This is a genomic window from Bradyrhizobium genosp. P, assembly GCF_049949265.1.
Taxonomy (GTDB): domain Bacteria; phylum Pseudomonadota; class Alphaproteobacteria; order Rhizobiales; family Xanthobacteraceae; genus Bradyrhizobium.
Genome location: NZ_CP188195.1, coordinates 8,736,705 through 8,750,757, shown reverse-complemented (window position 1 = coordinate 8,750,757; position 14,053 = coordinate 8,736,705). Strand labels below are relative to the sequence as shown.

Annotated in this window: 13 protein-coding genes and 1 pseudogene; all 14 read left to right on the top strand. The window is 61.2% G+C overall.

The window, feature by feature from the left end; all coding sequences use genetic code 11:
- Window positions 1-101 precede the first annotated feature (101 nt).
- On the top strand, window positions 102-1,268 hold the full coding sequence (locus ACP2YO_RS41990) for an ABC transporter substrate-binding protein (protein WP_426437053.1): 1,167 nt from the start codon (window positions 102-104) through the stop codon (window positions 1,266-1,268).
- Between the two features lie 49 nt (window positions 1,269-1,317).
- Window positions 1,318-2,268 (top strand): 3-carboxyethylcatechol 2,3-dioxygenase, encoded by a 951-nt coding sequence (locus ACP2YO_RS41985; protein WP_426437052.1) that lies wholly within the window; start codon window positions 1,318-1,320, stop codon window positions 2,266-2,268.
- Between the two features lie 45 nt (window positions 2,269-2,313).
- Entirely contained in the window at window positions 2,314-4,122 is a 1,809-nt protein-coding gene (locus ACP2YO_RS41980) for an FAD-dependent monooxygenase (protein WP_426437051.1), read from the top strand.
- Between the two features lie 24 nt (window positions 4,123-4,146).
- Entirely contained in the window at window positions 4,147-5,028 is an 882-nt protein-coding gene (locus ACP2YO_RS41975) for an alpha/beta fold hydrolase (RefSeq protein ID WP_426437050.1), read from the top strand.
- 11 nt (window positions 5,029-5,039) lie between these two features.
- Window positions 5,040-5,822 carry a 2-keto-4-pentenoate hydratase gene (locus tag ACP2YO_RS41970; RefSeq protein ID WP_426437049.1) on the top strand — a complete coding sequence of 261 codons (783 nt, stop codon included), beginning with the start codon at window positions 5,040-5,042 and terminating at the stop codon, window positions 5,820-5,822.
- Between the two features lie 24 nt (window positions 5,823-5,846).
- Window positions 5,847-6,716, top strand: coding sequence for a fumarylacetoacetate hydrolase family protein (locus tag ACP2YO_RS41965; RefSeq protein WP_426437048.1), 870 nt, complete (start codon window positions 5,847-5,849; stop codon window positions 6,714-6,716).
- Window positions 6,713-7,462 carry an SDR family NAD(P)-dependent oxidoreductase gene (locus ACP2YO_RS41960; RefSeq protein ID WP_426437047.1) on the top strand — a complete coding sequence of 250 codons (750 nt, stop codon included), beginning with the start codon at window positions 6,713-6,715 and terminating at the stop codon, window positions 7,460-7,462. The genes ACP2YO_RS41965 and ACP2YO_RS41960 overlap by 4 nt, the downstream gene beginning before the upstream one ends.
- Window positions 7,463-7,819: 357 nt before the next feature.
- Window positions 7,820-7,984, top strand: a complete 165-nt coding sequence (locus tag ACP2YO_RS41955) for a hypothetical protein (protein WP_426437046.1) — start codon at window positions 7,820-7,822, stop codon at window positions 7,982-7,984.
- A 682-nt stretch (window positions 7,985-8,666) separates the two neighbouring features.
- Window positions 8,667-9,452 carry an enoyl-CoA hydratase/isomerase family protein gene (locus tag ACP2YO_RS41950; protein ID WP_426437045.1) on the top strand — a complete coding sequence of 262 codons (786 nt, stop codon included), beginning with the start codon at window positions 8,667-8,669 and terminating at the stop codon, window positions 9,450-9,452.
- A 53-nt stretch (window positions 9,453-9,505) separates the two neighbouring features.
- Complete coding sequence (locus ACP2YO_RS41945) at window positions 9,506-10,195, top strand: hydrolase (RefSeq protein ID WP_426443448.1); 690 nt, start codon at window positions 9,506-9,508, stop codon at window positions 10,193-10,195.
- Between the two features lie 74 nt (window positions 10,196-10,269).
- Window positions 10,270-10,419: pseudogene (locus ACP2YO_RS41940) on the top strand (DUF1427 family protein); the annotation flags it as partial.
- A 118-nt stretch (window positions 10,420-10,537) separates the two neighbouring features.
- A complete protein-coding gene (locus tag ACP2YO_RS41935; RefSeq protein WP_426437044.1) occupies window positions 10,538-12,424 on the top strand; it encodes an amidohydrolase in 1,887 nt (628 codons plus the stop codon).
- 16 nt (window positions 12,425-12,440) lie between these two features.
- Complete coding sequence (locus ACP2YO_RS41930; RefSeq protein WP_426437043.1) at window positions 12,441-12,662, top strand: hypothetical protein; 222 nt, start codon at window positions 12,441-12,443, stop codon at window positions 12,660-12,662.
- Complete coding sequence (locus ACP2YO_RS41925; protein WP_426437042.1) at window positions 12,659-14,053, top strand: cytochrome ubiquinol oxidase subunit I; 1,395 nt, start codon at window positions 12,659-12,661, stop codon at window positions 14,051-14,053. The genes ACP2YO_RS41930 and ACP2YO_RS41925 overlap by 4 nt, the downstream gene beginning before the upstream one ends.

Sequence of the window (14,053 nt, the reverse complement as noted above, 5' to 3'; positions counted from 1 at the left end):
CGGCAATCCATCGCCCAACCCGCTGAGACAGGCGGTATCGGGAGGAAACGATGGTTCATTCAAGCTTTTATTTGTTCGCGGCCATGTGTTTGGCGCTCGCGATGCCCGCTGAGGCCCAGACCGCCGGCGGCAGCCCCAATCTGAGCGGTGGTAAGGTCAAGGTCGGTGTCCTGACGGACATCGCCGGCCCCACGGCGATGGCGAACGGCAAGGGTTCTGTGATCGCGGCTGAGATGGCCGCCGAGGACTTCGGCGCCGGTCTCAACGTCGAGGTGATCTCGGCCGATCATCAGGGCAAGCCCGACGTCGGATCGCAGATCGCCGCACGCTGGTTCGACGCCGAAGGCGTGGACGCGATCGCCGACATGCAGGGATCCCCGATCGGCTTCGCCGTGCAGAACATGGCGGTGCAGAAGAGCAAGATCATGCTGCTGTCCGGTTCGACGTCCTCGGACTTCAACGGCAAGGCCTGCTCGCCGCTTACGGTTCAGTGGACGGTCGATACCTACAATCTCGCGAAAGGCGCTGCCAAATCCGTGGTCGGGGCCGGAGGAACGAAGTGGTATTTCCTCACGGTGGATCAGGCGTACGGCAACGCCCTGACGCGCGATACGTCCGAGCAAGTGAAGCTCAACGGCGGACAGGTGGTCGGCAACTCCGTGTTTCCGCCGAACACGTCGGACTTCGCGTCGTTCCTTCTCACCGCATCCAATGCCGGGGCCAACGTGATCGCAATCGCGGCGTCGAGCGGCGATACGGTCACCGCGATGAAGCAGGCGGACGAATTCGGCCTGAGCTCCACGGCGAAGATCGTTCCGCTTCAGTCGGTGCTGACGGACGTCTACGCGGTAGGTCAGAAGATCGCGCATGACGCCTACGAGGTATCGCCGTTCTATTGGGACCGGACGCCCGAAACGCGCGCCTGGGCCGAACGCTTCTTCGCCAAAGCCAAGATTATGCCGACCGGCTTCCACGCGGGCGTCTATTCTTCGGTCGCGCACTACCTGAAGGCAGTGAAGGCGACGGGTACCGACGACGCCCCGACCGTGATGAAGCAGATGGAGAAGGAGCACGTGCACGACTTCTTCGCGGCCGACGGCTACATCCGTGCCGACCGCAAGATGATCCACGACATGTATCTCCTCCAGGTCAAGAAGCCCGGCGAGAACAAGGGCGCCTGGGACCTCTACAACGTCATTCAGACGCTGCCCGGCGAGTCCGTGAACCGGCCTCTTTCCGAGAGCCCGTGTCCGCTGGTTAAGAAGTAATCGGCGCTAATCGATCGAAACCCAACTCTGCGTTCGAAGGAATCCGATCATGTCAGTCGCCATCGTCTGCGCTTCTCACACGCCCCTCATGTACAAGGGGCCGGCCAGCAACGAAACCGAGCAACGCGTCCGAACCGCGTTCGGACGGCTCGGGACTTTCGTGAAGGAGTTCGCACCGGACTACATCATCCAGTTCGCACCCGATCACTTCAACGGCTTCTTCTACGACTTGATGCCCTCGTTCTGCGTCGGGGCCGGAGCAGTCTCCTTGGGCGACTGGGGAGGGGGGACGGGCCCGCTGGACGTTCCGGAGAGAACGGCTCTGGAACTCATCGACCATGTTCGTGCGGAGGACTTCGACGTCGCGGTGTCCTATCGCATGCCGGTCGATCACGGCTTCGTCCAGCTATGGGAAGCGATGCTCGGGGACTTCAAATCGATCCCGATCCTGCCGATCTTCGTGAACGCCGCCGCACCGCCCGTCCCAACCTATCGCCGGGCGCGGCAACTCGGCGAATCCGTGGGTCGCTTCGCCATGCGGTCCGGCAAGCGGGTTCTGTTTGCCGCATCCGGTGGCCTATCGCACGATCCGCCGCTGCCGTCGATCACAGATGCGCCGCCCGAGATTCGGGAGCGCCTCATCAACGGGCGAAATCCGACCGCGGAAGCTAAGGAAGCTCGCGAGAAGCGCGTGCTTGAGGCGGGTGTTCTTGCTGAGGCGGGGAAGGGACCGTGCCAACCGCTCAATCCGGAATGGGACAAGCAGTTCATGGAGATTCTGCGCAGCGGCCAGATCTCGCGCGCCGACAAGCTCGATACCAACGAGGTTCGAAAGGTAGCGGGGCGCGGTGCCAACGAGGTGCTGGCATGGGTCGCCGCCTTCGGCGCTTTCTCGACGGGCGGCCACTTCGAGATGGACCAGGAATTCTACGAAGCAATTCCCGGCTGGATCGCCGGCATGGCGATGATGGCGGCGAAACAGGCCGACGGCGCTCATTGATCGACGAAACCCCGCGCGAATGCGGAAGCATCGCGGAGCAGGCAAATGGCATACGAAACAGACGTGCTCATCATCGGAGCCGGTCCGACAGGGTCGACGACCGCTCTAGCGCTCGCCAATTGCGGCGTTCGCAGTCACATCGTATCGCGCGGCAACTGGATGGCCGATAGCCCGCGAGCTCACATCACGAACCAGCGCGCCAACGAGGTCTTCCGCGACCTCGGGATCGCGGAGGATATAGCTCGGTACTCGAGCCCCTGGGAGCTCATGGGTGACACGACATTCACGACCAGCCTGGCCGGCTCCGAGCTGATCCGGATGCGGACCTGGGGGACCGGCGACGATCGCCGCGGCGACTATCTACGTGCGAGCCCTTGCGGCATGGTCGACATCATCCAGCCGCTGCTCGAGCCCATTCTGTTCCAGAAGGCGGCCGAAAAGGGCGCGACCTTCGCGTTCAACACCGAGTACGTCCGTCATGAGCAGGATGCGGATGGCGTGACAGCCACGCTGCGTGATCGCCTTGACGGGAGAGAGTACACTGTCCGCGCCCGCTACATGGTAGGCGCGGACGGTGCGCGTTCGATGGTGGTGGACCATCTGGGTCTGCCGATTGAAGGCCAGATGGCACGCGCCGGGACCGTCTACACCGACTTCAACGCTGATCTCTCCAGATACAGCAAGCATCGGCCGAGCATCCTGAACTGGATCGTGACGCCGGATGCGAGCTTCGGCGAGATCGGCATGGGGCTGCTGCGGGCCGTGCGCCCGTGGACGCAATGGATCGCCGGTTGGGGCTTCGACATCAGCAAGGGCGAACCGGACCTGTCGCCGGAAGCGATCGTTCCGAAGATCAAGGTGCTCATCGGCGATCCGACCGTCGACATCGACATCGTGCGCACGTCGATCTGGTACGTCAACCAGGCCTACGTGACCCAGTATTCGCGGGGCCGGGTGCTCTGCGGCGGCGACGCCGTCCACCGGCATCCGCCGTCGAGCGGGCTGGGCAACAACACCTGCGTGCAGGACGGTCACAACCTCGGTTGGAAGCTCGCCTACGCCGTCAAGGGCTGGGCCGGCCCGAAACTCCTGGAAAGCTATTCCCAGGAGCGGGCGCCGGTCGGAAAGCAGATCGTGCTGCGCGCGAACCAGTCCCGGCTCGACTATACCCTGCTGAACGCGTGCTTCCGCGTGCCCGGCGCCGAAAATCCGGTCGCCGCAGGCATCGCGCGTTTCCGTGATCCGGGCCCGGATGGCGTCGCCGCCCGAAAGGCTGCGCAGGCCGCGCTCGATCTCAAGCAGACGGAATACAACGCCCAAGGCACCGAGATGAATCAGCGGTACGAATCCTCGGCCGTGATTCCCGACGTCGGTAGCGAGCCCGAGCAGTGGCGGCGAGATCGCGGCCTCTACAATCAGCCGACCTCGCGCCCCGGCGCCAAGATCCCGCACGCATGGCTCGTCGATCGCGACGGCGTGCGGGTGTCGACACTCGACGTGACTGGGAAGTGCCTCTTCAGCGTCGTGACCGGCCTCGCTGGCGCGGCGTGGCAGGAGGCGGCGCTGCGCCTCGACCTGCCGTTTCTTCGTGTCGTCGTGACCGGCTCGGAAGCGCAAGACCTCTATTGCGAGTGGCAGCGCATTCGCGAGATCGAGGAAGCCGGCGTTCTTCTTGTCCGCCCCGATGGTGTGGTCGCCTGGCGTGACATGGAAGGGACATCGGACATTGGCGAGGCCTTGAATCGGCTGAGCGTTGCAATCCGGACGATCCTCGATATTTCGGACCTTTCGGCGATCCCGCGCGAAAAGCCAACGCAACCATCGAAGCCAAGCGGCACGCAGCTCTTCGCCTGACACACAAGCCAACAGGATTGAATCATGAGCGACACAAGATCAGAGAACTTTTCCAGCGTCTGGGCCGACCTGCGGGGCGTGTCCTTCAAGCAGCACTACATCGACGCCGGCGGCATACGGACCCGCTGCATCGAGTCTGGCGACCCGTCCAAGCCGCTCGTCCTGGCGCTGCACGGCGTCGGCGGCCATGCGGAAGCGTACTCCAGAAACTTCGGCCCGCACGCCGATCACTTCTGGTTCGTAGCCGTCGACATGCTGGGACACGGATGGACCGACAAGCCGACGATCGACTACCAGGTCAAGGACTACGCCGACCATGTCCTCGCCGTCCTGAAGGCGCTCGGTCGCGACAAGGCTTTGATCAGCGGGGAATCGCTGGGCGGCTGGGTCGCGACCTATCTCGCCGTGCATCGTCCCGCTGCGGTCGAGAAGCTCGTCCTCAACACCGCCGGTGGCTGGACCGCGCACCCACAGGTCATGGAGCGGTTGAAGAAGCTGTCAAACGAGGCCGCGTCCGATCCCTCATGGGAGCGGATCAAGACGCGCCTCGAATTCCTGATGTGCGACAAGAGCATGGTCTCCGACGACCTGATCGAGACCCGCCGGGCGATTTACGCGCAGCCGGGATTCGCCGACACGATGAAGCGGATCATGTGTCTGCAGGAGATGGAAATCCGCCGGCCCAACATGATCACCGCCGACCAATATCGCTCTATCAAGGCCCCGACCATGGTCGTGTGGACCTCGCACGATCCGACCGCGACCCCGGAAGAGGGAAAGCAGATCGCGGACATGATTCCGGGCTCGAAATTCGTCGTCATGAACCGCTGCGGCCACTGGCCTCAGTTCGAAGACGCGGAGCAGTTCAACCGGCTCCACATCGAATTCCTCCAGACAGGCAAGTAAGGATCGTTCAGATGAGCCAGCAAACCAAGCACGGCGAGCTCGCCGCCCAGATCCGCGCAGCGTACGCCGGCACCCCGATCGCGCCCATCCGGACGCAACTCGCCGAACTCGATGTCGATGCGGCCTACGCCATCCAGCAGGAGAACACCGCCCACTGGGAGAAGGAGGGCCGGCGCGTGGTCGGAAGCAAGATTGGGCTGACCTCGCGCGCGGTCCAGAAGCAACTCGGCGTCGATCGCCCGGACTTCGGCGTTCTCTTCGCCGATATGATCGTAGGTGAGGACGAGCCTGTCGCTGCGGGCCGTGTCCTGCAGCCGAAGATCGAGGCGGAAGTAGCCTTCCTTCTCGACCGCGACGTCGAGGTCGAAACGCCGACCGTGGCCGACGTGCTCCGGGCCGTGGCCTACGCGATGCCTGCGCTCGAGATCGTCGGCAGCCGCATCACCAAATGGGATATCGGCATCGTCGATACGGTCGCCGACAACGCTTCGTCTGGCCTCTTCGTTCTGGGAGGACCCGTCCGGCAGCTCGACGGCTTGGACCTCCGCGCGCTCCAGATGCAGATGACGAGGAAGGACGAAGTCGTCTCGAAGGGGACCGGCGCAGCCTGTCTCGGCAATCCGCTCAACGCGATGGCCTGGCTCGCCGGCGAACTGGCGCGTCGCAAGCGGCCGCTGCGCGCCGGCGACGTCGTTCTCTCCGGAGCGCTGGGGCCGATGGTGCCCGTGAATCCGGGCGACGCATTCGAGGCCAATATCGCCGGGCTCGGGACCGTTTCGGCGCGATTCGCCTAACGCTACGCACCAAAGGAACACCAGATGAAGCTCGTCCGCTTTGGCAATCCCGGCGCCGAAAAGCCGGGGCTCTTCGACGATCAGGGAAGGCTGCGCGACCTGTCCGGTGTCGTCGCGGACATCACGCCCGCCAATCTGTCTCGTTCAACGCTGCAGAAGATCGCAGCCATCGCACCATCCGAATTGCCGCTCGTCACCGGGGAGCCGCGGTTGGGCGTGCCGGTCGCCGGTGTCGGAAAATTCATCGCGATCGGTCTGAACTATGCCGATCATGCTGCCGAGGCGAACCTTCCGCAGCCCTCCGAGCCCATCGTGTTTCAGAAGGCGATCACCTCGCTCAGCGGACCAAACGACGATGTCGTTCTGCCGAAAGGTTCGAAGAAGTCGGACTGGGAAGTGGAGCTCGGGATCGTGATCGGCACGCGAGCTTCCTACGTAGAGCGCGCTGATGCACTCGCCCACGTCGCCGGCTACTGCGTCGTGAACGACGTCAGCGAGCACGAGTACCAGATGGAACGTGGCGGCACGTGGGACAAAGGAAAAGGCTGCGACAGCTTCGAGCCTGTGGCGCCGTGGCTGGTGACGACGGATGAGGTCCCCGACCCACAGGCGCTCGAGGTCTGGCTCGACGTCAACGGGCAACGCATGCAGTCGGGTAACACCCGTACCATGATCTTCGACTGCGCCGAGATCGTCAGCTACGTCAGCCGCTTTATGACCCTGATGCCCGGCGACATCATCGCGACGGGGACGCCGCCCGGCGTCGGCATGGGCAAGAAGCCCGAGGCGATCTACCTCAAGCCGGGCGACGTGATGACGCTCTGGATTGAGGGGGTCGGCACACAGCGTCAGCAAACCCGCGAATGGTCGCCCGGTCCGGAGACGCGGACGTGAGCGTCTACGGCAAGAGGTTCGAAGGTCGAACGGCGGTCGTCACCGGCGCGGCGTCCGGTATCGGTCGCGACGTGGCGCGTCGCCTGGCGGCCGAAGGCGCCCGCGTCTCCATGTGGGACTTGAATGCCTCCGCTCTTGTCTCCGCAGCGGCGGAAGCCGGCGCCGCGGATACGCAGCAGGTCGACATCGCGGCCGAAGACGCCGTCGATGCCGCCATGCGGCGGAGCATCGACGGCCTTGGCGGCCGGCTCGACATTCTGGTCGCCAGCGCCGGCATCACGGGGCCGAACACTGCCGTGAAGGACTATCCGAGCAGCGATTGGCGCAAAGTCTTCGATGTCAATGTCAACGGCGCCTTCTACTGCAACCGCGCTGCCGTCCGTGCGATGGACGGCGGCTACGGTCGTATCGTCAACGTCGCCTCCGTAGCGGGAAAGGAAGGCAACCCGAACGCTTCGGCCTACAGCGCGTCTAAGGCGGCCGTGATCGCGCTCACTAAATCTCTCGGCAAGGAAACAGCCGCGACCGGGATCCGCGTCAACTGCATCACGCCGGCGGCGATAAAGACGTCCTTGTTCGACCAAATGACGGCCCAGCACATCGAGTTCATGCTTTCGAAGATTCCGCTCGGACGGTTCGGGACGATCGAAGAGGCGACATCGCTGGTCTGCTGGCTCGCGAGCGAGGAGTGCTCGTTCAGCACTGGCGCCGTATTCGACCTCTCGGGCGGGCGAGCGACCTACTAGCCGGGCGCTTCGCCATGTTCGCATCGCGAACAGTTTGCGGGAATGCGTTGTGGCCTAGGCCGGCTCGTTCGATAGTCAGAGCAAGAAGAAAAAGCGCCGCCGAGCGCGTGGAGGAAACGATGACTGCAGCAGAACTGAAACGGGTTGACGAGCGAAGCTATCGGCCCAGCCGACAGCGCGCTCGAACTTCGCAACGCGGACCGACGATCCAAGCGACGACCCTACCGGTCGGAGCGCGACGCCGTATTGCGCGCCAGTCACCGTCACAGACCATCAGGGAAGGAAACCACATGGCCACTATGAAAGCCGCCCGGCTGCATCAAGTCGGCACCACCCTTTCGATCGACGAGATCGCGGTTGGTGATCGAGGATCCCGGCGGTGAGCCGCTCAAGCTGCACTTAACCAGACCGATGGAGGCCAGACGCTTTTTGCAGCTTGCGATCAGCATTGCTGCGGCGCTGGGCAACCTCCATCAGCGCGGCCTCGTCCTGACGCTCGTTTCGGCTGGCTTGGCTCGTTAGGTTCCCTCTCTCTGAAGCTACGCACGGTCGTGCGTGCACTGCCCAACACGATTAACAACGTTTTAGAACGTTTAACTCGCTTTCTCGCGCCGACCGCTCCACCTTGCGCCTTGCAATCTTTCGAGATTACCTATCTCAGGAGAAACGCGCATGCACAACGCGAGCGACCATATCGAGACGGAAGAACGTAACGCGAGTTTTCGGACGTCCGCTGGTGTGCCTTTATCGTGGAGTCTGACGGCCACTAGTCAGGCACCAGAGTGGCGCGAATATTAAGGCGGTTCTGCCAGCCATAGCAGGTCACGACCTTCACCAGCCACTCCAAGTCATTCACGGCGCGCACGAACATGCTGGACTTGGCATCCGAATGAGTTCCGAGTTGCAACACTTGCAGAACTCGAATTGGGCCTTCGAAGCCACAAGGAAATTCAATCCGGACCCCATGACGTCCCCGTCGCGAAGGCTCATCGAACTGCCTCGAGGAAGACAGCCGACGCGCGCGGTGGACGAAATTTCGATCTACCTTGACAGCGCGTCGCTCTGAAGACCAGAGCAAAAAAGCGCATATCAAGTCGCGTTACACCGGTCGATAGTTCTTTCGAGTTCGCTGCATTTGGCGAGCGGTTCCGACCGATAGAGCACCGAACATCGGAGTTGGTTCGAACCATACTGGAGAACTCAAATGTCACCCTTCGAAGATTACCGCAACTCTTTCCCGAACGCACGCCTCACGCGTTCAGATAGCGGCGTACTGGAGGTCGTACTGCATACGAACGGGGACAAGCTCGTCTTCAATGGTTTCACGCACGAACAGTTTGTCGACCTGTTTCATACGATCGGAGAGGACAGAGAAAACCGGGTCGTGATCCTGACAGGAGCTGGCGACGCGTTCATGGATTCAATTACCCAAGACGGCTTCGATTTCTTCACGCCGATGGGCTACGACAAGATCTATCGCGAGGGCAAAAAGGTTCTTATGAATATACTGGACATCGAGGTCCCAATGATCACAGCCATCAACGGGCCGGTCCTGCTTCACAGTGAATATGCCCTGCTCACCGACATCATAATTGCGACACCTGAAACCGTATTTCAGGATTTTCCTCATCCGGAGTTCGGCATCACCCCAGGTGACGGCATGCACCTTCTCTGGCCGGAAGTGATTGGCTCGATCCGAGGCCGCTACTTCCTTCTGACTGGACAGAAGCTCGACGCCAAGACCGCGAAAGAGTGGGGCGTGGTCAACGAGATCGTACCGGCAACCGGCTTGCTTGCTCGCGCGCACGAGATAGCCGAAGGTATCGCGAAGATGCCGCCGCTGACAAGCAGCTATACTCGGATCGCCCTCACACAGAGGCTCCGACGGCTTATCGACGAAGGAACCGGCTACGGACTGGCGCTTGAAGGGATAACCGCCGCCGAAGTAGCGCGCAGGCAGGCTGCAAAGCGCTCCGGCGCAGGTGGATGAGATTCTCGCCGAAAGTTCATTTCATTGGCTTCAAGATCCTGAAGGAGAACACGATGTCGAAATATCTGGAAGTTCTGACCCCGAAAAACTGTCAGGTCATATTCATCGACCAACAGCCTCAGATGGCATTTGGCGTGCAATCCATCGATCGACAGACATTGAAGAACAATGTCGTCGGCCTGGCTAAGGCTGCGAAAGTCTTTGGGATCCCCACGACCATCACGACGGTCGAATCCGACGCCTTCTCCGGCAATACCTATCCCGAATTGCTTGCGGTGTTTCCCGAGAATCAAATCCTCGAACGAAGTTCCATGAATTCGTGGGACGATCAGAACGTCCGCGACGCGTTGGCCAAGCATGCAGCGGGCGGCCGTAAGAAGATCGTCGCCGCGGGCCTCTGGACGGAGGTTTGCGTTAACACCTTCGCCCTCAGTTGCCTGCACGACACTGATTACGAAATGTACATAGTCGCGGACGCGTCAGGCGCCACGTCGGCAGACGCGCAAAAGTTCGCGATGGATCGGATGGTTCAAGCCGGCATGGTACCGATGACGTGGCAGCAGGTACTGCTCGAGTGGCAGCGCGATTGGGCGCGCCGAGAGACCTACGATGCAGTGATGGGCATCGTGAAGGAGCATTCAGGAGCATACGGCATGGGCGTGGACTATGCCTATACGCACGTGCACAAGGCGCCGGAGCGCGTCAAGCATGGCCAGCGTATTGGGCCAAACCCGGCGAAGTGAAAGTTTCGCTTCATTTGGTGGTCCGCAGCAACGTTCTTGTTCCAAGGCGGGCGCCGAGGCGCATGTCATGAAAAGTGGTTCTCGTCGGAATCATCTGCAGTCTTTTGTCGGTCCGCTCACCGGCTCCGCCGCTGGTCGCTCTAATCGGATTGTTGGGCATCTTGGCGGGCGAGCCGGTGAGTCCGATCGGAAGACAGCTGCTTTTCGGAAGGCATCTGCTTTCGGGAACATCGTTTGGGAGCGCTTGCGCGGTAACCCAGATCATCAATCACCTGGCGTACTTTCGGGGCGGTACGGTGCAAGGCTCGTTACCGTCGCCGACGTGAACGAAAGGAAGCTGTCATGACTGCCGAGCTGTCAGACCTGGTATTGCATAACGGACTTATCGCAACGCTGAATCGTTCCAAGCCGGCGGCCAGCGCGGTGGCGATCAAGGACGGAAAGTTCGTCGCGGTCGGCTCCGACCACGAAGTCTTCGCTCTTGCCGGCACCGGCGCCAGGGTCATCGACCTCAAGGGTCGCCGTGTGCTGCCGGGCCTGATCGACAACCATCTGCACATCATCCGCGGCGGCCTGAATTTCAATATGGAGCTGCGGTGGGACGGAGTGTGGTCGTTGGCCGACGCGATGGCTATGCTCAAGAAGCAGGTAGCGATCACGCCACCTCCGCAGTGGGTCCGAGTGGTAGGTGGGTTCACTGAACATCAGTTCGTCGAGAAACGCCTGCCCACAATCGAAGAATTGAACGTGGCGGCGCCCGACACTCCGGTCTTCATCTTGCATCTTTACGATCGTGCCATGTTGAACGGCGCCGCTCTTCGCGCAGTCGGGTACACAAAGGATACGCCGGAGCCGCCAGGCGGGGAGATAGCGCGCGACGCGAACGGCAATCCGACCGGTCTTTTGCTGGCCAAGCCCAACGCAAATATCCTCTATACCGCGCTCGCCAAGGGACCGAAGCTCCCCTTCGAGTATCAGATCAATTCGACCCGACATTTCATGCGCGAATTGAACCGGCTCGGCGTAACGGGGGCGATCGACGCTGGTGGTGGCTCCCAAATCTATCCTGAGGACTACGCGGTCATCCAGAAGCTCAGCGACGAAGGTCAGTTGACGATCCGCCTCGCCTACAATTTATTCACCCAAAAGCCGAAGGGCGAGAAGACCGACTTCCTGAATTGGACCAGCACATCGCGCTATAAGCAGGGCACCGACTACTTTCGTCATAACGGAGCCGGCGAGATGCTGGTGTTCTCGGCGGCCGACTTCGAGGATTTTCGTGTGCCGCGCCCCGACATGCCTGCGGAGATGGAGCGTGAACTCGAGGAAGTCGTCCGTATCCTCGTCCAAAATCAGTGGCCTTGGCGGCTGCACGCGACGTACGACGAGACGATCTCGCGAGCGCTGGACGTCTTCGAGAAGGTCAATCAGGATACGCCGCTGAGCGGGCTACACTGGTTTTTCGACCACGCGGAGACGATCTCGGACCAATCCATAGATCGGATCGCAGCGCTTGGCGGTGGTATCGCCGTTCAACACCGCATGGCGTATCAGGGCGAATATTTCGTCGAGCGTTACGGCGTCGGAGCCGCGGAGGCGACTCCACCGATCAAGAAGATCATCGACAGGGGCGTGAAGATCTCGGCCGGCACCGACGCTACGCGCGTGGCTTCTTACAATCCTTGGGTCGGTCTGGCTTGGCTTGTCACCGGTAGAACCGTGGGCGGCCTCGGGATCTATCCGCGGCGCAATTGTCTAGACCGCGACACGGCCTTGCGGATGTGGACGGAGAACGTCACTTGGTTTTCCAAAGAAGAAGGAAAGAAGGGACGTATCGAAGTTGGACAGTTCGCCGATCTGATCGTTCCGGATCGGGATTTCTTCTCGTGCGCGGAGAGCGCGATCGCCGACACGACGAGCGAACTGACGATCGTCGGCGGGCGGATAGTCTATGGAGCCGGACTCTTCAAATCGCTCGATACATCTGCGCCGCCGCCAGCCATGCCAGATTGGTCGCCCGTGCGCAACTTTGGCGGCTACGGAAACTGGGTCGGAGCCGATGATGGTAAGGCGCAAGCCGTAAGCGCACGTACCATGCAGGCATGCGGGTGCGGAAACCTCTGCGATATTCACGGTCACGATCACGCGCGAGCATGGTCTAAACGTCTGCCGATCTCCGACCTGAAGAGCTTCTGGGGCGCACTGGGCTGCGCCTGCTGGGCCGTATGACAGACGTTGGTAGACCTTGGAGCTTGCCGACGAGCACTTCGCTGAGGAGCAACGGAAGGAAGCGATGGGTTACACGGGTTTGATCAAGAATTGTGTCGTCGCTCTCGCGGGCGTCGGGTTCTTCTTCGGGATCATCGGCGTATTCGGCCTGTCCGTGTCCCTAGCCTCGTTGGCGGCATTCATCGCCGTGGCTATTTGGATTTTCAACTCGAAGCAACTTCCGGATGCAGGACGATGACGATCGATTCCGAACTTTTGGCGCGTGTTCAATTCGCGTTCACCGTGAGCTTCCACATCATTTTTCCGACGATGTCGATCGGGCTTGCGGCATTCCTGGCTATTGTCGAGGGGTTATGGCTCAAGACCAAAGATCCACTCTATCTCCAGATCTACCGGTTCTGGCTCGGCATTTTCGCCATGGGCTTCGGCGTCGGCGTCGTGACGGGGATCGTGTTGTCGTTCGAATTCGGTCTGGGCTTTGCCAAATTCGGCCAGATGGCGGGTCCAGCCATCGGCCCCATGATAGCCTTGGAAGTTCTAACTTCGTTTTTTCTCGAGGCCGGGTTTTTGGGCATCATGCTATTCGGCCTCAACCGCGTCGGCCCGAGGCTGCACTTCTTTGCGACATGCATGGTCGCCCTGGGCACCTTGCTGTCGGCATCATGGATCTTGTCGGCGAATAGCTGGATGCAGTCACCCGATGGGGTCAGCGTCGAGAACGGAAGGGTGGTGGTTACCGATTGGCTCCGCGTTATCGTCAACCCTTCCTGGCTGTACCGTCTGCCGCATATGCTGGCGGCGGCCTATATCACCGGATCGTTCCTGGTTGCGGGTATAGGCGCCTGGTATCTGCTCCGCGGCGAACATCTTGATTTTGGGCGACGCACTGTTTCCTTGGGAACCGCCTTCGCGACTGTTTTGATCGCCTGTCAGGTCTTTCTCGGCGACATTCTTTACGGAAAAATGCTGGAGCTGCAGCCTTCGAAGATGCAGGCAGCTGAAGGATTTTGGGAGAAAAAGTCGGACTCTCCCGCTCCGTATTATTGGATTATCGTTCCAGACCAGGAGAAGCAGCGCAACCGATTTGCGCTGGGCATACCGTACCTGGGAAGTATCTGGCTTACTCACAGCCTGAACGGGGAGGTCGACGGTCTCTCCAACACGCCGGTCGAGCGGCAGCCCTCCATGGGGCTGGTTTTCTATGGCTTCCGAGTCATGTATGGGACGGCCATTCTCATGTTCGGGATCGCCGTTGCCTCTCTGTGGCTGCGCTATTTGGGAAGGCTCTGCACCACCCGATGGTTCCTGAGGGCGCTGGTAGCGATGACGCCATCAGGCATCTTCGCAACCTTGGGCGGCTGGTACGTTGCCGAAACCGGTCGGCAACCCTGGGTCATCTGGGGTATGCTGAGAACGGCCGACGCCGTCTCGCCGGTGCCTGCGAACGTCCTGCTTTCGACATTGATTGCATTTGTCTGCATCTACACGCTGTTCATGGCTGCATTTCTCGTTTTCACGGTGCGGTTCATCCGACGCGGTCCGAAGCATGCATCTGAATATGCAGAACCGACCGGCTCGCTGAAGCCGGCACTGAGTCCCGCGGTTATTAACATCGTGCCCGCGGAGTAG